A 22,600-nucleotide genomic window follows, 5' to 3' on the forward strand; every position below is an offset into this window, starting at 1 on the left:
TTGGTTTGTCTTCTGTAATTGGATCAATCGTTCATCCACCGGTTCAACTTATACTCCATGTAATATACATAGGCGTGCTCCAGATTGGGGGGATACGGTTCGGCGTCATATCCTTCGATCTTGTCGGCTACCACTTGTACTTCCCACCCCGTACCGGAGGGGATGGTCGATATCACAGGGTATTTCGCGTCGATAACGGGCATCTCGTCACTGCTGATATGCATCCGCCACACCTTCCCTTCGGCCTCTTGCAGCATCTCCCGGGGCGATCCGAAAAACGCCACTTCGCCTTTGTTCATCAACGCCATACAGTTGCATGTGCTCGATATGTCGCCGACGATATGGGTCGACAGGATGATCGTCACATCCTGCTTGCCCACTTCGGCCAACAGATTACGGAAACGAATGCGTTCTTCGGGATCTAACCCCGTGGTCGGCTCATCGACGATGATCAGTCTGGGGCGATGTATCAATGCCTGTGCAATGCCCAGCCGACGTTTCATACCGCCGGACAGCTTATTGGCATAACGCTCCCTGACATCGAACAGCCCGACGCTCTCCAGCATGGCATCGACGGCTTGCCGACGCTCCCGCCGGTTGTTCATCCCCGATAGACGAGCTGCATAGTCAAGGAACTCATGCGTCTTGTATTTCGCAAAGAAACGGAAGTCCTGCGGCAGATAACCGAGTATCCGGCGTACTTCCCGACGCTGCTTACGCAAGTCGTAGCCGAACACATTCACCTCGCCGGACGTAGGCTCCATCAGCGCCACGAGGATACGCATCAGCGTCGATTTGCCGGCCCCGTTAGGCCCCAGCAGACCGAACATGCCCGTCGGTATCTCCATGTTGACGTCTTTCAGGGCATGGTTGCCGTTCGGATAGCGTTTGTTTAGCGAACGTATCGATATGTTGTTCATCTGTCTTTACCGGTTATCGTTTCCTATAACGCTGTTTTCACTTATCTTATTGTCTCGGAAAGCACCCTCGCCTTTCCCTTACCTGTAGAGGGTGCTTTCCTTATGTACAAAGCCTCTCTTTGCTTAAGCGCCGGTCACTCTTGCTTACGCGATATAAGTTTCCAACAATTTGGCCTGTGGTGCAGGCTTTAGGGTAACCGACTGTGTTGTTGCGGGAAAGAGCACGGTCTGTCCCTGCGAAACAGTCAGTTCGTTGCCGTTATCATCACGTAACTCAACGGAGCCGGCCATGCAGATATAAACAACAAACGAATCGAGCGTGGCATAATCGCGCATCATAGGTGTTTCCGTCTCCAGCAAGCGAGTGGTGAAGTACGGGCACTGCACCAGCTCGACGGCGGCGCCCGGTTGTGGCGTATAATGCGTCCGATAGTCGCTCTGAAACGTATAGTCGATCGCGTCTTTGGCCAGTTCGGTATGCAACTCGCGTCCCTTTCCGTCGGCACCTTTGCGGTTATAGTCGTAGATGCGGTAGGTGATATTGCTGGTCTGCTGGATCTCGGCGATGAAGCATCCCGCGCCGATGGCATGCACTCGTCCGGCAGGCAGGAAGAAGACGTCGCCCGCTGTCACGTTGTAACGCTTAAGCACCTCCATAATACTGTTGTCTTCGACTCGTCGCACGTATTCATCCGCATCGATGGGCTGCGAAAAGCCGCAATACAACGCAGCGTCGGGGGTAGCCTTGATTACGTACCACATCTCCGTTTTTCCGAATGAGTGATGACGTTTCTCGGCCAGCGCATCATCGGGGTGTACCTGAATGGAAAGATCGTCCCGGGCATCGATAAACTTGATGAGTAACGGAAAGCGTGTTCCGAACCGCTTCATCACCTCACTGCCCAGCAGACTTTCACCGTACTCGCGAATCAATTCGTCGATCGTTTTTCCTTTATCGGCACCATACGCTACAACGGAAAAATCGCCGTCTACATGCGACAGTTCCCAACTCTCTCCTATCTTTTCCTGTGTAGGAGTCATGCCTTTGAACGGACGGATATCCGTTCCTCCCCAGATGATTTCCTTTAAAATCGGTTGAAATAAATATGGATACATTATTTTATTTGTTGTTTGACTGTTTGTTCTGCTTTGTTTGTTTTTATTGATCGTACATGTTTAAGTAGATGATTCATCTCTTTTTACATGACGTTATTCTTTCCTTTTGCGTGGCATCGTTTTTTCCGTACCCGTCTTTTCTCCATCTCTCCTTGTTCGACCGATAATGAACGAACTTCAGGTAGCCGTTTCAATACCATAGCCGTGCGCGCCGGGAGATACAGTTTCAGCCAGCCTTTATATTCTTTTTCGTAAAGCGGATCGTATTGCGTCAGATGCTCGATGGCATCGTCGGTTAATCCGTTCCCTCCGAAACGCGGGTCATCCGTATTTAGTACTGTACGGTAAGTGCCCGGAGGAGTCAGGAGACCATAATCGGTAAACGACTGCGCAGGACTGAAATTAAAGACGAACACATATTCTCCACGCATGTAGGCCAGCACCTGGTCGCCGTCGTTATCCCACACCTTCTGCACGGGTAACGCTTGAAAATCTTTTACGCTGCGGATCAACGCAAGCATCTCACGGTCAAAATCGCCCAGAAAGCGATATTTCAGGTTCGGAGCATCGACCAGACTCCACTGTCGGCGAGCATACTTGTACGACCAGCCGTTACCTTCGCGCGGAAAATCAATCCATTCGGGATGTCCGAACTCGTTCCCCATAAAGTTCAGGTAACCGCCATTGATGGTCGTGGCCGTCACGAGCCGGATCATTTTATGAAGCGCCAGTCCGCGCTCTACCATAAAGTGTCGGTCGTCCGCCTGCATGTGCCAGTACATATCGGCATCGATAAGACGGAAGATGATCGTTTTGTCTCCTACCAACGCCTGATCGTGACTCTCGGCATAGCTGATGGTCTTCTCATCGGCCCGCCGATTCGTTGTCTCCCACCAGATCGCCGAAGGATGCCAGTCTTCATCTTTCTTCTCTTTCAGTATTTTGATCCAGAAATCCGGGATATTCATCGCCATGCGGTAATCGAACCCATAGCCACCATCGGCTACTTTAACCGCCAGCCCCGGCATACCGCTGACTTCCTCCGCAATCGTCACGGCATGCGGATTAACCTCGTGTATCAGTTTGTTAGCCAGCGTCAGGTATGTTATCGCGTCATCGTCCTGATGACCGTTGTAATAGTCACCGTAACTTAAGAAATCTTCGCCCAGTCCATGGCTGTAATAAAGCATCGAGGTGACACCATCGAAACGAAAACCGTCGAAGCGATACTCATCCAGCCAGTATTTGCAGTTCGACAGCAGAAAATGCAACACCTCGTCCTTTCCGTAATCGAAGCAGAGAGAGTCCCATGCCTGATGTTCACGCCGGGTACCGGTATGGAAATACTGATGATACGAACCGTCGAAACGTCCGAGCCCCTCTGTTTCATTTTTCACGGCATGACTGTGCACGATGTCCATGATCACCGTCAGCCCCATTCGATGGGCATCGTCGATGAGACGCTTCAACTCGTCGGGCGTGCCGAAGCGTGACGAGGGCGCGAAAAAACTGCTCACATGATACCCGAATGAACCGTAATACGGATGCTCCTGTATCGCCATGATCTGTATGGCATTATAGCCGTCCTTCACGATACGCGGCAGAACGTGTGTACGGAACTCCTCATACGTACCTGTCTTCTCCTCTTCTGAAGCCATACCGATATGGCACTCGTAAATCAGCAGTGGCGACGTATCCGGCCGGAATGTCTTTACTTCAAACTGATACGGATTTTCGGGCGCCCAGACTTGCGCGGAGAAGATTTTGGTCTGCTCGTCCTGCACCACCCGACGGCACCATGCAGGGATACGCTCTCCGCAGCCCCCTTCCCATTCGATGAGTAACTTGTATAAATCTTCGTGATGGAGGGCAGCAGCCGGCAAAACGATCTCCCAGTTGCCGTTGTCGAGAGGTTTCAGACGATAACTCTCGTTCTTTTCCCAGCCGTTGAACGTCCCTATCAGATAGATAGCTGTGGCATGCGGCGCCCATTCGCGGAACACCCATCCATCCTCCGTCCGGTGCAATCCGAAATACAGATAACCCGATGCGAATTCGGCAAGGGTTTGTTTCCCACCACAGGTTAATGTTTTCTCTTTTTCTATCGTACGGTGATAACGTCCTTCGATAGCGTCCGAATAAGGTTTCAGCCAAGGATCATTCTGAATTAGAGTCAATTTTTCCATCTTCCGTTCTTATTTATGTTTATTCCAGAGACCATATCAGCAACGAAGCATCTTATCTTAAACCCATGCTTTACGGTTTTTTGCCGTATGTACAGCCCATTTTCGCAACCGATGCAAAGCTACAAGATAAATTTCAATTCACCCACAGGCCGATAAAAATAAAACTCAAAGCGACTATGTTTTTTAAATATAGATGTGAGATGAACTTTTTTAGGTTCATTCTTCTTTGCTTTTGGAGAATCGATGTTGCTGTTGGAGCGATAAAAGCAGAAAATTCTTTCAATATTTCTATGCTCGAAGTAACCGTTTCAAATCACGCAAGAAGAACAGGAATTGACATCTCCCATTTTTTTGTTTTTGATATTTTTTCGGCAATAATTCGCACAAATATTTTGCAATTACATCTTTTTTCTTTTACTTTGCAACCGTTATCAAGATTTAAACAATATTTATGTATAATAATAACATCGGTATTCTTATTATTTCTATTCGACTTCTGGAAGAATCCGGAGGGTGGGATTGGAATATCGGCAACTGAAAAAGATACAAGCAGCATAAAGAAATAGCCTTTCTCACTCATTGGGTGGGAAAGGCTTTTTTTGTTACAAAACACAAAGAGCTATATTTAACTTATGGAACAAATTTATGTTTTCGACACGACCTTACGCGACGGGGAACAGGTTCCCGGATGTCAACTAAACACCATCGAGAAAATCCAGGTGGCCAAAGCCCTGGAGCTGCTGGGGGTAGATGTGATTGAGGCCGGATTCCCGGTGTCCAGTCCCGGCGACTTCAACTCGGTGGTTGAGATCTCCAAAGCCGTCACCTGGCCTGTTATATGTGCGCTCACACGTGCGGTGAAAAAAGACATCGAAGTGGCTGCCGAATCATTGAAACACGCCAAACGCAAACGGATCCATACCGGTATCGGCACATCGGACATGCACATCAAACACAAGTTCAACTCCAACCGCGAAAAGATCATCGAACGTGCAGTGAAAGCGGTGAAATTTGCCCGCCGTTTTGTGGACGACGTGGAGTTCTACGCCGAGGACGCCGGTCGCACCAACAACGAATACCTTGCGCGGATGGTACAGGCGGTGGTGAACGCGGGGGCAACTGTAATCAACATCCCCGACACCACGGGCTACTGTTTCCCGCACCAGTACGGCGCCAAAATAAAGTACCTCATTGATCACGTTGATTTGAAAGAGGCCATCCTCTCCACCCACTGCCATCAGGACCTGGGCATGGCTACGGCCAACACCCTTACAGGGGTGCTCAACGGCGCGCGGCAGGTGGAAGTAACCGTGAACGGAATCGGCGAACGTGCCGGAAACACCTCGCTCGAAGAGGTGGTGATGGCGCTCAAAAGCCATAGGGAACTGGGATTCGAGACGAACATCAACACAACCAAGATTCACTCGACGAGCCGACTTGTTTCAGCGCTGATGAACATGCCAGTACAGCCCAACAAAGCGATTGTGGGGCGGAACGCTTTCGCACACTCGTCGGGCATCCATCAGGATGGCGTGCTCAAGAATACTGATACCTACGAAATTATCGACCCCAAAGAGGTGGGCATCGACGATAACACCATCGTCCTGACGGCAAGAAGCGGCCGTGCGGCGTTGAAAAACCGCCTGAGCCTGCTGGGAGTCGACCTCGATAACGGCAAACTCGACGACGTGTACCAGAAGTTTCTCGCGCTGGCCGACCGGAAAAAAGACATCAAAGACGACGACGTGCTGGCGTTGGCCGGCATCGAGTCGCGGCTGAACCGGATCAAGATCGATTACCTGCAAGTTACTTGCGGCGTAGGGCTGCGCCATGTGGCGAGCATCGGGTTGAACATCGCCGGCGAGCACTTCGAAGCCTCCGCCACCGGAAACGGGCCGGTCGATGCGGCCATCAAAGCGGTTAAAAAGATTATCAGCCGCGAAATGGTGATTCAGGAGTTCCTCATTCAAGCCATCAACCGCGGAAGCGATGACGTAGGAAAAGTGCACATGCAGGTAGCACACAACGGCATGTTGTACTACGGCTTTTCGGCCAATACCGACATCGTTTCGGCGTCGGTCGAAGCTTTTATCGATGCGGTGAACAAGTTCGTGGAATAGCTCTCCCAAAAAGATTACGACAAAAATAATTTATTAGATAACAACGACAAAAACAGAAAATGACAAATCATACATCACAGACAAACCATTCGAAGCCCTCGACCGGACAGAAGGGGGCGACCCTGTTCGATAAAATATGGGACGCTCACGTCGTTACCACGGTAAAAGAGGGGCCTACCCAACTCTACATAGACCGTCATCTGTGCCACGAGGTAACCAGTCCGCAAGCTTTTGCCGGACTTCGTTCGCGCGGACTGAAAGTATTCCGTCCCGAACAGACGACCCTGACGGCCGACCACAACATCCCTACCGTGGGACAGGACCAACCCATTCGCGATCAGATATCCCGTTTTCAAGTCGAAACGCTTGCCAAGAACGCACAGGAATTCGGGCTCACCTATTACGGACTGAATAATCCGAAGAACGGCATCGTGCACGTGGTAGGACCCGAAAACGGCTACACCCAACCGGGCATGACGATCGTCTGCGGCGACAGCCACACCTCTACGCACGGAGCTTTCGGCGCCATTGCTTTCGGCATCGGCACGAGCGAGGTGGAGATGGTACTGGCCTCGCAATGCATCTTGCAGACGCGCCCGAAGACGATGCGTGTGAATTTCGAGGGCAAGCTGGGCAAGAACGTGGGAGCGAAAGATATGGCGCTCTATATGATTTCGCGGCTCACCACGGGTGGTGCGACCGGCTACTTCGTGGAATACGCCGGCGAGGCCGTCCGCAACCTCACCATGGAGGAGCGGATGACGCTTTGCAACCTGAGCATCGAGATGGGTGCCCGGGGCGGGCTGATCGCTCCCGACGAAACGACCTTCTCCTATCTGAAAGGGCGCGAGTTCGCTCCCAAGGGCGAGAAGTGGGAACAGGCGGTGGCCTATTGGAAGACGCTGAAAACAGATGCCGACGCGGTATTCGACAAAGAGGTCTCTTTCGACGTGTCGAACGTCGGCCCGATGATCACCTACGGAACCAATCCCGGCATGGGCATGCCTGTCGACGGTGCCATCCCGCAGATGGAGGAGATCGATGAGGCGGGAAAAATATCGTTCGCAAAGTCGCTCGAATATATGGGTTTTGTTCCCGGCGAAAAGCTGGTAGGGAAAAGCATCGATTACGTGTTCCTGGGCAGTTGCACCAACGGCCGGATCGAAGATTTTCGCGTATTCGCCCATTATGTGAAAGGGAAACGCAAGGCCGACCACGTAACGGCATGGCTCGTGCCCGGAAGCTGGCAGGTGCGCAAACAGATCGAAGCCGAAGGGCTGGACCGGATTCTGGAAGAGGCCGGATTCGAACTTCGTCAGCCCGGCTGTTCGGCCTGCTTGGCAATGAACGACGACAAAGTGCCCGCCGGCAAATATGCGGTATCGACCTCGAACCGGAACTTCGAGGGGCGTCAGGGCCCCGGAGCGCGTACCATTCTGGCCGGCCCGCTGGTAGCGGCCGCCGCGGCAGTTACAGGGAAAATAACCAACCCGTAAAAAGAACGCAAATTACGCGAATAACACAAATTTCCGCAACATGGTAACACAAGAGAACGCTCCTGCTTCGGTTCCTAAAGAACTCGTAGACATTATTATTACACAATTCTATCGCGTTTACAACGACTTAGGATACGGCTTTCTTGAGAAAGTCTATAAGAATGCGATGTATTTTGCATTGACCGATTCAGGACTGAAATGCGAAGTAGAGAAAAACATAACAGTGTACCATGACGGACGTGTAGTAGGAGATTATTTTGCCGATCTATTGGTTGAAGGCTGCATCATACTCGAACTAAAAACGTGCGAGAACATTGATCCGGCACACGAAGCTCAATTAATCAATTATCTGAAGGCAAAAGAAATAGAAGTTGGCTATTTGCTGAATTTCGGCAGGAAATCCACTTTCAAAAAGAAAGTATATTCAAATCAGAGAAAATTTTTATAATACAAAAAAGGACTTGCGTGAATTTGCGTTTTTTGTGCAATTTGCGTTCAAACAAGACTCATGGACAAATTTCAAACACTTACATCCACCTGTGTTCCGCTTCCCATCGAAAACGTGGACACAGACCAGATTATCCCGGCGCGCTTCCTGAAAGCGACCACGCGTGAAGGTTTCGGAAACAACCTTTTCGCCGACTGGCGTTACCACAAAGACGGTAGCCCGAAGTCCGACTTCGTACTCAACAATCCCACCTATTCCGGTCAGGTGCTGGTGGCAGGCAAAAACTTCGGAAGCGGCAGCAGCCGCGAACATGCCGCATGGGCTATTGCAGGTTACGGATTCAAGGTAGTCGTATCGAGCTTCTTTGCCGATATTTTCCGCAACAACGCTCTCAACAACGGTATTCTGCCCGTGGTAACGAGCGAAGGCTGCTTGAGCGAACTCTTCGCGTCGATCCACAACAATCCGAAAGCGACGGTTACGGTTAATCTGGAGGAGCAGACTATCCGGAACAACGAGACCGGCACGTCGGAATCGTTCGAGATCAACTCCTATAAGAAGGAGTGTCTCCTGAAAGGACTCGACGACATCGATTTCCTGTTAAGCAACCAATCGCTGACGGAGGCGTGGGAGAGCAGGGCAAACCGGTTCTGACAACCTGCCTGCGGGTTTGTTGCAACGCTTAATAAACGATTGAATATTGAAACATGCGTGATCTTCACGAATAAGCATAAAAACAATGACAACAATGAATCATTCACAACCGTTCGAGTCCTCGCCGAGGAAAATCGAAATCATGGACACCACACTGCGCGACGGCGAGCAGACCTCGGGCGTCTCGTTCGCGGCCGAAGAGAAGGTGAGCATCGTTCGTCTGCTCCTCGAAGAGCTGCATGTCGACCGGGTAGAGATCGCGTCGGCACGCGTATCGGAGGGGGAATTCGCTTCGGTACAAAAAATAGCCCAGTGGGCAAAGAAAAACGGGTACATCGACCGGATTGAAATTCTGGGATTTGTGGACGGAAAAGCGTCGCTCGACTGGATTGCCGCCGCCGGATGCAACGTGGTGAATCTGCTTTGCAAAGGCTCTGAGAATCACTGCACGCATCAGCTCCGGAAGACGGTGAACGAACATCTGGCCGATATCCGGTCGGTCATTGCCGATGCCAAAAGCCGCGGAATGACCGTAAACATCTACCTTGAAGACTGGTCGAACGGGATGCGCGACTCGCAAGCCTACGTCTTTGAAATGATGGACGAGCTCCGGCACCAGCCCATCGCCCGCTATATGTTGCCCGACACCTTGGGCGTCTTAAATCCTTCGGAGACAAAAGAGTTCTGTGAAAAGATGGTGAACCGCTATCCCGATCTGCACTTCGATTTTCATGCCCACAACGATTACGATCTGGCGGTGGCCAACGTCTTCGAAGCGGTAAAAGCCGGTGTGCACGGCGTGCATGTAACCGTCAACGGTTTGGGCGAACGTGCCGGAAATGCGCCGATTACCAGTGTAACGGCGCTGATCCACGACCAGTTGAAGTTCAAAACGAACATTGCCGAAGACAAACTCTACAGCATAAGCAAAGTGGTGGAGAGCTATTCCGGCGTGCGTATTCCCAACAACAAACCGGTCATCGGCGATAACGTCTTCACGCAGGTTGCCGGTGTACATGCTGACGGCGATAAAAAGAAAAACCTCTATTTCAACGATCTGGCACCGGAGCGTTTCGGCCGCTCGCGCGAATATGCGCTGGGGAAAAATTCGGGCAAAGCCAATATCCTCAAAAACCTCGAAGCCTTGGGCATCGAGGTGGACGACGAGGCGGCGAAAAAAATAACCGCCCACATCATCGAATTGGGTGATAAGAAAGAGCTGGTCAGCCCCGACGAACTTCCCTACATCGTCTCCGACATCCTGAAAAACGGTATTGAGAACCAGAGTATCAAGATACTCAACTATTCGCTGATGCTTACTGAGGGGATGCGTCCTACGGCTACCGTGAAACTCTCTATCGGAGGGCAGGTTTACGAACAGTCGGCTGCGGGCGAAGGACAGTACCACGCGTTTTCAAAAGCGATGTACAAGATTTACAAAAGCCTCGACAAGCCGACCCCCGAATTGCTCGATTACGTGGTGGTCATCCCTCCGGGCGGAAAAACGAACGCTTACGTGCAAACGATTATCACCTGGAAGTTCGACGGAAAAGTTTTCAAAACGAGGGGACTGGATGTCGATCAGACGGCTGCCGCCATCAAAGCGACCATGAAGATGCTCAACATGATTGAGAAAGGAAATATCCCCGTCATCAACTATATGCAGTTGCCGTAGGGGGAAAAAATCGGAAATAATAAGAAGTAAAAAATCAGATATCAGCAATTTTATACAACAATGAAAATCAATATAGCAGTATTAGCCGGTGACGGCATAGGCCCCGAAATCATGGCGCAGGCGTTGCACGTAACGCAGGCCGTTTGCGATCGGTTCGGACATGAATTATCGTACGAAGAGGCCATGGTGGGCGCGTGTGCTATCGATGCCGTGGGCGATCCCTATCCGCCGGAAACGCACGCTCTGTGCATGCAGTCCGACGCGGTGCTTTTTGGCGCAATCGGCCATCCCAAATTCGACAACGATCCCAAAGCCAAGGTGCGCCCCGAGCAGGGTTTGCTTCGTATGCGCAAGCAATTGGGACTGTACGGAAACATCCGCCCCGTGATGACTTTTCCTTCGCTGGTCCACAAATCGCCGCTCCGTGCCGACCTCGTCTCCGGAGCCGATTTCGTATGCATCCGCGAGCTTACCGGCGGCATGTACTTCGGTCGTCCGCAGGGACGGAGCGAAGACGGCAATACGGCCTATGACACCTGCGTTTACACCCGCGAAGAGGTAGAACGCATCCTGCATCTGGCTTACAAGTTTGCCGCGCAGCGGCGCAAAAAAGTAACCGTGGTGGATAAGGCGAACGTGATCGCTACCTCACGCTTGTGGCGGCAAATCGCGCAGGAGATCGCGCCGCAGTACCCCGACATCGAAACCGATTACCTCTTCGTGGACAATGCCGCCATGCGCATCATCCAGTGGCCGAAGAGTTTCGACGTGCTCGTTACCGAAAACCTTTTCGGCGATATCCTCACCGATGAGGCCTCGGTCATCACCGGATCGCTCGGACTGCTGCCTTCGGCCTCGATCGGACTGCACACGTCGCTCTTCGAACCGATTCACGGGTCGTATCCGCAGGCGGCAGGCAAGAACATCGCCAATCCGCTGGCCATGATTCTCTCGGCCGCACTCATGTTCGAATACGGTTTCGACCGGATGGAGGAGGGCACGCTGATCCGTCGCGCGGTAAACGACTCCATCAATGCGGGCATCGTAACCGAAGACCTTGCCGACGGCGGAAAAGCCTACACCACAAGTGAGGTAGGCAAATGGATAACCCGATACATCGCAGAAGAGGCATGAATGAAAAACCGAACAGCGCCACCTCTATGCAGGGACGCCGCATGGCCGGCGCGCGTGCCTTGTGGCACGCCAACGGCATGACGCGCGAACAGAAAAAAAGCCCGCCCGTTAGGAAAGTCACCTTTACTCAGGGAAGTGATTCCGGTGCGATTCGAACGCACGACCCACAGCTTAGAAGGCTGTTGCTCTATCCAGCTGAGCTACGGAACCCTGTTTTTTGCGGTTGCAAAGATAGGAAAGGTTTTTTTTCTGCCAAAAGAATAAAACTTGAATGACCTTCGGAAAGATCGCATTTTTTAACGCTTTTTATCTTGGTCTTCGTAGAAATACCGGTAACGCCCCACACGGGAGTATACCCCCCGAACGTCTCCTTTGGTATCCCTGTATGAACCGCTCTCGATCGGAACATCCGGAAGATACTTGACAGGAGTACCGTAAATACCCAGATAATACAAATCCGGATTGATGATCACTTCATTCGTCAACGGCGACCCGGCATAGCGCAGCACATTGCAGACATAACCTTTATTCTCGATCTTTCGGGACGAAAGCTGGACGGTATAATAACGCCCTTCCGGCTCTTCAATGATCGTAATGCTGTTCGAACGTTTCCGGGCATTCAGATAATCATACCGAAAGTGAATGACAGACCGTTTATTCAAAATCTCGACTCTCGATAAATATCCGCCCTGATCATAATGATATCTTAACTGAACATACAGATTGCTGTCTTTCCAGACTTCCATATCTTCAACGAATCCGTGATCTTCGAGCGACAGGATTTTATACTCATATGCTTTATCGTAGTACGTATAATCGTATCCATACCGGATTCGCGGATGTTTCTTATCCCACGAGATGTGCTTTCGGTCTTCACCGATCATTCCCTTGCGAAATCCCACGATCTTTACTCTCCCTGTTTTCTGTTGTTCCAGCATCAATTCGGTGTAAACGGAATCAAGAGCATACGCTTTCATACCGACGCTAAGCAGCGATGTCTCGATATGAATTCCGTTATTATTGATTCTGTTCCCGTGTTCATCGATCTCAATCAGATCGGAAGTGTGCACTTCACATCCTGCCATGCCAACGAACAGGAAGAAAATCCGGAAACTTTTCCATGCATTCTGTAAGTGGTATATGCTCATATTTTTGTTTTTATACGATGCAAAAATAATAAAAAAACAATACACTTAGGAACTTAAAGAATAAATGCTTGTTTTTTTCTTTTTATTTAAGGAATCAGAACGGATATCCGACGGCGAAATGCCATGCGAACCGATCGGTCAGGTTGGGGCGAGTAATGGCCCATTTGCGATGACCGATTTCCTGCGGGTTGTAGGCTTTCATTCCCGTGTCAAGACGAATCAGAAAATAATCGAAGTCAAGTCTCACTCCTAATCCGTACGAAAGAGCGATTTCTTTATAAAAGCGGGTAAGATCAAAATTCCCTTGAGGTTGATAGTCGTATTTGCGGACGGTCCAGATATTGCCGGCATCAATATAGGCGGCTAACTCGATTTTCCAAAACAGTTTAGTACGATATTCCAGATTCGCATCAAGGCGGAGGTCGCCTACCTGGTTGACGAACGTCGTAGCATCGGTGACAGACATGCTTCCGGGTCCCAGCGAACGTACCGACCATCCGCGGTTGCTGTTCGCGCCACCGGCAAAATACCGACGGGTGAAGGGCAGTTCCTTGCTGTTTCCATAAGGATAACCGATGCCGGCACCGAGGTGGAAGGCGAAAGAGTTGCGATTGTCGATCGTCAGGCTTCGTGCAAAATCGATATCACCTTTGACGAATTGCGAATAATGTGTACCGAAAAGTTTGTAACGGCCGTCGGCATCTTTTTTATTCAACAAGTTCGATAATCCGTACAGAATATTCCCTGCCAGTTCGACGGACAAACGCAGCGAGTAAGTACTTCGCCCGCGTTTCATCGGGTCGTAGTTATTAAACGAGTATGTATAGCCTGAGCTGACGATGAACAGGTCGGAATAGTTGTATTTGGCCGTGATTTCCGGCAAGGTATTGCGAAATGCCGTATCGACATGAAGCATATAGATATAGTCTACATCGAGCAATTTAAACGTATGACGGGCCAGATTATTCGTCCGGTTCTGCCAGATATAGTTCCAGCCACCGGAAAGGATGGCACGCCGGTATTCCGGTCGGTGCTGCTGGTCGTAGCTGAATTTAAATTCGGTTGTGGCACGTACTTTTCGGCGGAAGTCGTAACTTGTAAACGGGAAAACGAATGTAGGAAAAAGCATGGATGCTTCGCCGGCAAATTCCCAATAGCTCCCCCATCCGGCCTGACTGTTCCCGCCCGATAGCGCTTCATAAGCTCCCCGTACTTTAGCCGTAAAGAGCTCCGAACCACCGAACAGATTACGATGCTGATAGTTCAGGCTCGATGCGAAGCCCAGATCCCCACTCGAGTTGGTTCCTTCTATTTCGATGCCGAAACCTTGTGTTTGGGCCGGAGCGGTAAGGATGGTACAGTCGAGTTTGAGTGTGTCGTTTTCCTCGCGTTCATCGTAGCGGATATTGACATGGCGCAAGGCTCCCAGATTGGCAAACGCGGAGTAGGTCAGTTCCATATTGCGGTCGCTGTACAGCTGTCCGGGCAAAAGGTAGCAGCAGCGCGCAAGGACCCTGGGCCGCAGGCGATGCTTTCGGGTACTGTGGTAAATCCATACGTTGCGTTTCCATACGGAGTCGACCGGTACGATGTGCGTATATTCCTGTGATAAGGGGTCATAGCCTGTCACAACGCTCACCTTATTCAGGTAATAACGCCGGTGAGGACGTTCTTTGGTCGAATCGGAGGGCATAACCGAACGGAAGGGTTTGAGATGCAAGTCAAGGTCGACGAGTTGTTGATTTTGTAGACTGTCTGCCCGGAAATAAATATAATCGCGATTAAAAGCATAGTACCCGCGTCGGCGCAGCAACATGGTGATACGTTGCCGTTCCTGATCGAGCACGTCGCGATCGAAAAGATTGCCGGGCTGTACCAATGGCGTGTATTCTTCGGAAGCTGGACGGAACAGCCCTTTCAACCACGATACCTTCGAAACTTTCAAGTGAAGGATACTGTCGATACGTGCGTCGTTCACCCTCGTGCGGTATTCCCGGATTCGGTAAGGTTCGCCGGCAGTGATCGTATAATGCACGGTTGCTTTTTTATATTTAGACGTATCAATGGCGTAATGAACATCGGCACGTATGAATCCTTTGTTGATCATGTACCGGTGAAGTTCGTCACGCGACGGCCCGACAAGGGTTGTGTCAAGAATCTCAGGAGGCTCTCCGATGCGACGCAACAGTTTGTTGAACCATCGCTTCTCGTTTCGTCCCGACCAACTATAGACATACAGCGGCCATTTCAAGATACCGAACACTTTATAGTTGGGCTGTTGACGGAGATACGACCGGAGGTCGTCCGCTTTAATGCGACGGTCATCGACCGAAAGGTCTACTTTATCCAATAAATATTCATCATGTCCCACATACTTTGTTGTGCTGCATGACCAGCAACATGCAACAAGGCTTATACACAGAATCAGGTAGACATATCGGCTCATATCGTCTTTTAGCTGCACAAATGTACGCGAAATAAATTATTTGACGTATTTTTGAGTTCCTAAAAATGATGCGGCATGTTGAGTAAATCAAAAATGAAACAGGTACGTGCGCTGGAGATGAAGAAGTACCGGGATGCGCAACAATTGTTTGTGGCAGAGGGAAACAAATTGGTGACGGACTTGATGAAGGCTTTCGAATGCAAATGGCTGGCAGCCCGCTCGTCGTGGATCGAGGTGCAACCTGACTTACGTACCGGCGAAGTAATCGAAGTCCGTGACGACGAAATGCGTAAGATCAGTCTGCTAAAGACACCTCAGGAGGTACTGGCCGTTTTCAGCCGACCCACATACCGGCTCGACGAAGCTGATCCAAACTCACAACTCATCCTTGCCCTCGACGGTATTCAAGACCCCGGCAATCTGGGCACAATCATCCGGCTGGCCGACTGGTTCGGTATCGCACACGTCGTTTGCAGTACGGATACGGCCGACGCTTTCGGCCCGAAGGCCGTACAGGCTACGATGGGGGCTTTGGCTCATGTGCAGATTCATTATACCGATCTGGCCGGATATCTCCAACGGCACCGGACCCGGTGTTACGGCACGTTCCTCGACGGTGAGAACCTGTATCGGAAGAAATTGTCGCCTAACGGCATTCTCGTGATGGGTAATGAAGGGAACGGCATCCGACCGGCTGTCGAAATGCAGATCAACGAACGACTTTTTATCCCCAACTTCCCCGAAGGACACGAATGTGCGGAATCATTGAATGTGGCTGTCGCCGCTGCCGTCGTTTGTGCCGAATTCCGGAGACAAGCGATACAGCCGCCTGTTTCATGATATGACAGGAAAAGGTGGTTAATGTAGGGGCGAACCCCTGTGTTCGCCCTTTGGGGTTGGGTTATCCGAACGCAAATTTCGCAAATGGCGCGAATAACCGCCTTTGTCATTCCGAACACCGTGAGGAATCCCGCGGAGTAAAAGAAAGAGATTCTTCGCTTACGCTCTGAATGACAAATTAATTGTTAATTGTCAATGGTTAATTGTTATGCCGGGTACACGCCGAATCATGTATTTAGAAAATAACCATTGACAATTTATTTCGTCCATGGGCCTCGGGCGGTGAGCCGACGGAGCAGCGAGCAGGGCGAAAGAAAATCAGGCTGTCCGAAGCGAAGCAAGTTACCTGATTTTCCGACCTGCAAGCGTCGCGAAGGCGTGTGAAGCGCACGAAGCCTTGACCTTTTGGTTACTTTTGGGTCAAGCCAAAAGTAACAGAAAAAATATCCCTCTTTTCATTTAAAAAAAAAAAATGTTATATCTTTGCACCGTAAAGAACAAATAAACAGGAACGGTCAATGAAAGGCAGAGGCAGACAGACACTATCGATAACGCTACGGACGGACGCGCACGCCGCGACGAACCGTGTCTCGCACCCTGACACCCGACCGATAACGCCTCAATTTACCCCCCCCCTATTTACATTTATTAACACCTACATAATAACTCCTTATGTCTCCGTATGTCACATGCGGAGCAACGGACGTTGCGTATCTTTTCATCATAAAAACAAAGCGATTATGAAAAAGACAGTTTTTCTCGCGGCCGACATCTGTCATTCGGCCGCCACCAAAGTCGACGAAGGCGACATCGTGGTCAACAACCCCTCGGAGCTGATGATCATCATCCCCGCCCTCCCCGCCGGGACGTACCAGTTGGAAGTAACGACGCAGTATTCGATGGGGAAGCAATGGTTGAAAGAACCTCGAACACGCTTGTTCGAGAAGACATTAACGGTTAAATAATCAGTCCGGCATATTAGGGCGTCTAATAAGCACGTATTAGGATGCCTAATAAGCACGTATTAGGATGCTTAATAAGCACGTATTAGGGCGGCGCATACGTACCTGTCAAATTATGTCAGGCTTTCAGCCCTCAAAGCGGGGTATGGGAATCGATACCCCACCCCTGCGGGATGGGGCTGAAATATACCGGGCTTTCAGCCCTTGTGCCCATGCGAGCTAACCCCTTCGGGGTGTTGAGTTGTTGAGTTGTTGAGTTGTTGAGGCGTTGAGTTGTTGGCTGATTGCTGACAGCTGTAAGAGCCCTGAAAGGGCGTATTAATTCAGCCCAATGCGAAGCGTTGGGAAAAAAGGGCGACCCCCTCGGCGGAGGGCTGAAAGCCTGACGTAATTTAATTGTTAATTGTCAATGGTTAATTGTTATGCGTGGTTATCCGAACGCCACCCTTTGTCATTCCGAACACCGTGAGGAATCCCGCGGAGTAAAGGAAAGAGATTCTTCGCTTACGCTCTGAATGACAAATTAATGGTTAATTGTTATGCGTGGTACACGGAATCCGAACGCCACCCTTTGTCATTCCGAACACCGTGAGGAATCTCGCGGAGAAGAGGAAGGAGATTCATCGCTTCGCTCTGAATGACAAAATAATGGTTAATTGTCAATGGTTAATTGTTATGCGTGGTACACGGAATCCGAACGCCACCCTTTGTCATTCCGAACACCGTGAGGAATCTCGCGGAGAAAAGGAAAGAGATTCTTCGCTTACGCTCTGAATGACAAAAGTAATTGTCAATTGTCAATGGTTAATTGTTATGCCGGGTACACGGAATCCGAACGCAGAGGGACATCCCCCCAGCCCCCCTTCAAAGGGGGGAAGAGCGAAGCGAAGGGGGGAATGCAAGGGGCTGAATGCTGACGGCTGAACGCGAATTACGCAAATTAACGCGAATAACCGCCTTTGTCATTCCGAACGCAGTGAGGAATCTCGCGAGGAAGAAAAAAGAGATTCTTCGCTTACGCTCTGAATGACAAATGTCAGAACGTAGAGAAACATCTCCCCCCAGCCCCCCTTCAAAGGGGGGAATGCGGAAGCAAAGCGGGGATGTTCTCCCTTCAAAAGGGGAATGCAAGGGGGCTGAATGCTGAATGCCGCCCGCTGTAAGAGCCCTGAAAGGGCGTATTAATTCAGCCCAATGCGCAGCGAAGCGGAGCGTTGGGAAAAAAGGGCAACCCCCTCGGCGGAGGGCTGAAAGCCTGACGTAATTTAATTGTTAATTGTCAATGGTTAATTGTTATGCGTGGTTATCCGAACGCCACCCTTTGTCATTCCGAACACCGTGAGGAATCTCGCGAGGAAGAGGAAAGAGATTCTTCGCTTCGCTCTGAATGACAAATTAATGGTTAATTGTTATGCGTGGTACACGCCGAATCATGTATTTAGAAAATAACAATTGACAATTAACCATTGACAATTAATTTCGTCCCTGGGCCTCGGGCGGTGAGCCGACGAAGCAGCGAGCAGGGCGAAAGAAAATCAGGCTGTCCGAGCGAAGCGAGTTACCTGATTTTCCGACCCGCGAGCGTAGCGAAGGCGTGTGAAGCGCACGAAGCCTTGACCTTTTGGTTACTTTTGGGTCAAGCCAAAAGTGACAAAAAGATTATGTCAGGCTTTCAGCCCTCAAAGCAAGGTATGGGCGTGGATACCCCACCCTTACAGGATGGGGCTGAAATATACCGGGCTTTCAGCCCTTGGGCCTCGGGCGAGCTAACCCCTTCGGGGCGTTGAGGTGTTTAAAAGAAACGAATAGTGACTAACGAAAAATGATTATTAATATCAAATTGTAGAAAACAATGAAAAAGAAAATGTTTACTTTATGGATGACAGGGCTCTTCTTATTGTTGACGACCCTGGGCGCTACGGCGCAAAACAGCGGAACCACCGGACCGCTGAACTGGAGCTACGACTCCGGCACCAAAACCCTCGCCATCACCGGAACGGGCGCCATGCCGGACTTTAATAATGCAAGCGAAATACCTTGGCATTCTCTCCAAAGCAAGATCCAAACCGTAACGATCGGCGACGGTGTGACCTCCGTAGGAAATAATGCCTTTTCAGATTGCGCGCTGACAAGCGTCACGCTTCCGAACAGCCTCACCGCGATCGGAGATCACGCCTTTAAAGGTTGCTCGGGGCTGACAAGCATCACCATTCCGAACAGCGTAACCACGATCGGAGAGTGGGCCTTTAAAGGTTGCTCGGGGCTGAAAAGCATCACGCTTCCGAACAGCCTCACCGCGATCGGACAGAGCGCCCTTAGCGGTTGCACGGGGCTGACAAGCATCACCATTCCGAACAGCGTAACCACGATCGGAGAGTGGGCCTTTTTCGGTTGCTCGGGGCTGACAAGCATCACGTTTCCGAACAGCCTCACCGCGATCGGAGAGAGCGCCTTTTACGGTTGCGGGGCGCTGACAAGCATCACGCTGCCCGACGCCCTCACCACGATCGGAGAGAGCGCCTTTAAAGGTTGCTCGGGGCTGAAAAGCATCACGTTTCCGAACAGCCTCACCACGATCGGAGAGAGCGCCTTTTACGATTGCGGGGCGCTGACAAGCATCACGCTGCCCGACGCCCTCACCACGATCGGACGGAGCGCCTTTTACGGTTGCTCGGGGCTGAAAAGCATCACGTTTCCGAACAGCCTCACCACGATCGGAGAGAGCGCCTTTTACAATTGCGGGGCGCTGACAAGCATCACCATTCCGAACAGCGTAACCACGATCGGACGGAGCGCCTTTTACGGTTGCTCGGGGCTGAAAAGCATCACGCTGCCCGACGGCCTCACCACGATCGAAGAGAGAGCCTTTTACAATTGCGGGGCGCTGACAAGCATCACCATTCCGAACAGCGTAGCCACGATCGGAGAGAGCGCCTTTTACGGTTGCTCGGGGCTGAAAAGCATCACGCTGCCCGACGGCCTCACCACGATCGAATGGGGCGCCTTTTACAATTGCGGGGCGCTGACAAGCATCACCATTCCGAACAGCGTAGCCACGATCGGAGAGAGCGCCTTTTACGGTTGCGGGGCGCTGAAGGACGTGACCGTAGCGTGGGATACGCCGATCGACATCCAAAGAGATGTATTTAGGGAACTTACACTCAGTGGAATTCGGCTGCATGTGCCCGCCGGCAAGAAGACCGTTTACGAAGCGAAGGACGTATGGAAAGAATTCAATATCGTGGAGGATGACGACTTCGGCGGGCTGCAATGGAACTACGACGCCGCCACCAAAACCCTCACCATCACCAATCCCACGCCCGATACACCGAAGCCGATGCCGAACTTTGCCACCCCGAACGACCAGCTTTGGGGGGCTTTCCAAAAAGAGATCCAAAAAATAACGATCGGAGACGGTGTGACCTCCGTCGGAGATTTCGCTTTTAGCGGGTGCGACGCGCTGAAAAGCATCACGCTTCCGAAGAGCGTGACCACGATCGGACAGAGCGCCTTTAGCGGTTGCTGGGACCTGAGAAGCCTCACGCTGCCCGACGGCGTGAACACGATTGGAGAGAAGGCCTTTTATGATTGCTTGGAGCTGACAAGCATCACGATCCCGAAGAGCGTAACCGCGATCGGACAGGAGACCTTTCACTATTGTGTCTCGCTGACAAGCCTCACGCTGCCCGACGCCCTCACCGCGATCGGAAAGAAGGCCTTTTACAGTTGCAATGCGCTGACAAGCGTCACGTTTCCGAAGAGTATAACCACAATCGGAGAGAATGCCTTTGATGGTTGCACGGCGCTGAAGGATCTGACCGTAGCGTGGAAGGATAATGCATCGATCCCCGACATCGGTTCGAAGGATGTCTTTAAATATCTCACGCCTCAGAATATCAAGCTGCATGTGCCCGCCGGCAAGAAGGCCGTTTACGAAGCAAAGGACGTATGGAAAGAATTCCAGATCGTAGAGCTCCCCCTGATACCCGCCCTCTCTGTGACTCCAAAAACGCTCTCCTTCGTTGACGCCGGCGGAACGAAGCCGATCACCGTCAACGCAAACGGAGCATGGACCGCCCGGTGCGACGCGTCGTGGCTCACACTCTCCGCACTCTCGGGCACGGACGACGGCACAATCACCGTCACCGCCCCGATCTACGAAGACGAGCAGCCCCGCACGGCCAATATCATCTTCGTCTCCGGCGCGCTGAAAGAAACGGTTACCGTCACGCAAAACCCCAAACCCGGGCCCGCCTTCGTCGCGCTCGATTATACGGAACTTACGCTGCCCGAGGGCGCCTCGCAACGCCTCGTCGTAACAACCTATCCCAAAGACGCGGATATCAACCGCGACGTGAAATGGTATTCCTCGAACAATGACATCGCGACCGTGAGCAGAGACGGTACCGTCAGCGCCCTCGCGCCCGGACGGGCCGATATTACCGTTGTGGCCAACGTCGGCGGACAGCAGACGGCCTGCCGCGTGCGCGTCGTACCGGCCGAACAGATGGTTTCCGTCACGTCGGGAAGCGATAACACGTTACGATTGGCCTTAGTGGCACCCTCCGATGCCGACTTTACGCTCTCGTTCGACGTCGATCTGCCCGAAGGCTTTGCCCTCGACGCCAAGAAGACCGCGCCCGATGCGTCGCTGGCTGCCGGCTATGCCGTCACCGTGACCGGCAAACGCGTGGAGATGAAACCCAACGGTCTGCGCTCGGGCGGCACGATGGAGAAACGCAACCTGCTGACGTTCGCCTGCACGGCCGCGCCCGGCACGTCGAAAGGAACCTACAAAGCCGCGCTGCGTAACCTCACGTTCACGCCTACGGCAGGATACGCGCTGCAAAACATCACGGTGCCGTTCACGTTCACTCACACCGTGGCCAATCAAACGATCGACGGCCTGCGCGTCTACGCCGCCGGCGGCGCGCTGCACCTCACCCTGCCCAAGGCCGCGACGGTACATATATATAATGTAGTAGGTTCGCTCGTTCGCACGATGAACGCCTCCGCCGGCGATCATGTTCTTCCGCTGTCCGCCGGCGTGTACGTCGTGCGCGTAGGAGAACGGGTAACCAAAATTCTTATAAAGTGAAAAACGAAGAGTGAAAAGTGAAAAGTAGTCAACAGTAATTAATGTTGTCAATGTAGGGGCGAACCTTGTGTTCGCCCTTTTTTTGTGTGGTGTCGGCAATATCCGAACGCAAATTTCGCAAACGGCGCAAATGAACGCAAATAACTGTGTTTGTCATTCCGCCTCCCCCCTTTGTCATTCCGAACGTAGTGAGGAATCTCGCCTCGAACGCCCTCGGCGTTCGTCCCTTCGGCCTCGGGCGGTGAGCCGACGGAGCAGCGAGCAGGGCGAAAGAAAATCAGGCTGTCCGAAGCGAAGCAAGTTACCTGATTTTCCGACCTGCAAGCGTCGCGAAGGCGTGTGAAGCGCACGAAGCCT

The 22,600-nt window shown here is 51.6% G+C and carries 18 protein-coding genes and 1 tRNA gene; 11 read left to right on the forward strand and 8 right to left on the reverse strand.

Features of this window, described 5'->3' with window-relative positions; translation table 11 throughout:
* Window positions 1-23 precede the first annotated feature (23 nt).
* From Tanf_RS08755 to Tanf_RS15110, 4 genes are all read right to left on the reverse strand, one after another.
* Window positions 24-920: an ABC transporter ATP-binding protein gene (locus Tanf_RS08755; RefSeq protein ID WP_014224249.1), complete on the reverse strand. Its 897-nt coding sequence runs from the start codon at window positions 918-920 to the stop codon at window positions 24-26.
* 144 nt (window positions 921-1,064) lie between these two features.
* Complete coding sequence (locus Tanf_RS08760) at window positions 1,065-2,039, reverse strand: type I phosphomannose isomerase catalytic subunit (RefSeq protein WP_046825590.1); 975 nt, start codon at window positions 2,037-2,039, stop codon at window positions 1,065-1,067.
* Between the two features lie 80 nt (window positions 2,040-2,119).
* On the reverse strand, window positions 2,120-4,222 hold the full coding sequence (locus tag Tanf_RS08765; protein WP_046825591.1) for an alpha amylase C-terminal domain-containing protein: 2,103 nt from the start codon (window positions 4,220-4,222) through the stop codon (window positions 2,120-2,122).
* Window positions 4,223-4,535: 313 nt separating this feature from the next.
* Window positions 4,536-4,802, reverse strand: a complete 267-nt coding sequence (locus Tanf_RS15110; RefSeq protein ID WP_161794956.1) for a hypothetical protein — start codon at window positions 4,800-4,802, stop codon at window positions 4,536-4,538.
* 52 nt (window positions 4,803-4,854) lie between these two features.
* On the opposite strand from Tanf_RS15110, the gene Tanf_RS08775 reads away from it, so the two are divergent.
* The 6 genes from Tanf_RS08775 to leuB all read left to right on the forward strand — a co-directional run bounded on the left by Tanf_RS08775 (window position 4,855) and on the right by leuB (window position 11,749).
* Window positions 4,855-6,342 carry a 2-isopropylmalate synthase gene (locus tag Tanf_RS08775; protein ID WP_046825593.1) on the forward strand — a complete coding sequence of 496 codons (1,488 nt, stop codon included), beginning with the start codon at window positions 4,855-4,857 and terminating at the stop codon, window positions 6,340-6,342.
* A 59-nt stretch (window positions 6,343-6,401) separates the two neighbouring features.
* Window positions 6,402-7,838 carry a 3-isopropylmalate dehydratase large subunit gene (gene leuC / locus Tanf_RS08780; RefSeq protein ID WP_046825594.1) on the forward strand — a complete coding sequence of 479 codons (1,437 nt, stop codon included), beginning with the start codon at window positions 6,402-6,404 and terminating at the stop codon, window positions 7,836-7,838.
* Window positions 7,839-7,878: 40 nt separating this feature from the next.
* Complete coding sequence (locus tag Tanf_RS08785) at window positions 7,879-8,286, forward strand: GxxExxY protein (protein ID WP_046825595.1); 408 nt, start codon at window positions 7,879-7,881, stop codon at window positions 8,284-8,286.
* Between the two features lie 60 nt (window positions 8,287-8,346).
* Entirely contained in the window at window positions 8,347-8,940 is a 594-nt protein-coding gene (gene leuD / locus Tanf_RS08790) for a 3-isopropylmalate dehydratase small subunit (protein WP_014224257.1), read from the forward strand.
* 94 nt (window positions 8,941-9,034) lie between these two features.
* Entirely contained in the window at window positions 9,035-10,615 is a 1,581-nt protein-coding gene (locus Tanf_RS08795; RefSeq protein ID WP_046825596.1) for a hydroxymethylglutaryl-CoA lyase-like TIM-barrel protein, read from the forward strand.
* A 60-nt stretch (window positions 10,616-10,675) separates the two neighbouring features.
* On the forward strand, window positions 10,676-11,749 hold the full coding sequence (leuB, locus tag Tanf_RS08800; protein WP_046825597.1) for a 3-isopropylmalate dehydrogenase: 1,074 nt from the start codon (window positions 10,676-10,678) through the stop codon (window positions 11,747-11,749).
* A gap of 136 nt (window positions 11,750-11,885) precedes the next feature.
* On the opposite strand, the gene Tanf_RS08805 is transcribed toward leuB, so the two are convergent.
* The 3 genes from Tanf_RS08805 to tamL form a co-directional block, all read right to left on the reverse strand.
* Window positions 11,886-11,959: transfer RNA gene (locus tag Tanf_RS08805), tRNA-Arg, on the reverse strand.
* An 86-nt stretch (window positions 11,960-12,045) separates the two neighbouring features.
* On the reverse strand, window positions 12,046-12,897 hold the full coding sequence (locus Tanf_RS08810) for a hypothetical protein (RefSeq protein ID WP_046825598.1): 852 nt from the start codon (window positions 12,895-12,897) through the stop codon (window positions 12,046-12,048).
* 94 nt (window positions 12,898-12,991) lie between these two features.
* The gene (tamL, locus tag Tanf_RS08815) at window positions 12,992-15,343 is read right to left on the reverse strand and encodes a translocation and assembly module lipoprotein TamL (RefSeq protein WP_046825599.1); all 2,352 of its coding nucleotides are present in this window, start codon (window positions 15,341-15,343) and stop codon (window positions 12,992-12,994) included.
* A gap of 75 nt (window positions 15,344-15,418) precedes the next feature.
* On the opposite strand from tamL, the gene Tanf_RS08820 reads away from it, so the two are divergent.
* From Tanf_RS08820 to bspA, 5 genes are all read left to right on the forward strand, one after another.
* A complete protein-coding gene (locus Tanf_RS08820) occupies window positions 15,419-16,183 on the forward strand; it encodes an RNA methyltransferase (protein ID WP_046825600.1) in 765 nt (254 codons plus the stop codon).
* 249 nt (window positions 16,184-16,432) lie between these two features.
* A complete protein-coding gene (locus Tanf_RS15805; protein WP_262509273.1) occupies window positions 16,433-16,567 on the forward strand; it encodes a hypothetical protein in 135 nt (44 codons plus the stop codon).
* 356 nt (window positions 16,568-16,923) lie between these two features.
* Window positions 16,924-17,148 (forward strand): DUF4469 domain-containing protein, encoded by a 225-nt coding sequence (locus tag Tanf_RS08825; protein ID WP_046825601.1) that lies wholly within the window; start codon window positions 16,924-16,926, stop codon window positions 17,146-17,148.
* 1,463 nt (window positions 17,149-18,611) lie between these two features.
* Window positions 18,612-18,932, forward strand: coding sequence for a hypothetical protein (locus tag Tanf_RS15590; RefSeq protein ID WP_236684417.1), 321 nt, complete (start codon window positions 18,612-18,614; stop codon window positions 18,930-18,932).
* A 65-nt stretch (window positions 18,933-18,997) separates the two neighbouring features.
* Window positions 18,998-22,243 (forward strand): leucine-rich-repeat family virulence factor BspA, encoded by a 3,246-nt coding sequence (gene bspA / locus Tanf_RS13865; RefSeq protein ID WP_052449061.1) that lies wholly within the window; start codon window positions 18,998-19,000, stop codon window positions 22,241-22,243.
* Between the two features lie 47 nt (window positions 22,244-22,290).
* Here bspA and Tanf_RS15595 read toward each other — a convergent pair.
* On the reverse strand, window positions 22,291-22,600 hold a 310-nt coding region (locus tag Tanf_RS15595), incomplete at its 5' end, for a hypothetical protein (protein ID WP_170218293.1).

It is taken from the genome of Tannerella forsythia, assembly GCF_001006485.1.
In the GTDB taxonomy this organism is placed as follows: domain Bacteria; phylum Bacteroidota; class Bacteroidia; order Bacteroidales; family Tannerellaceae; genus Tannerella; species Tannerella forsythia.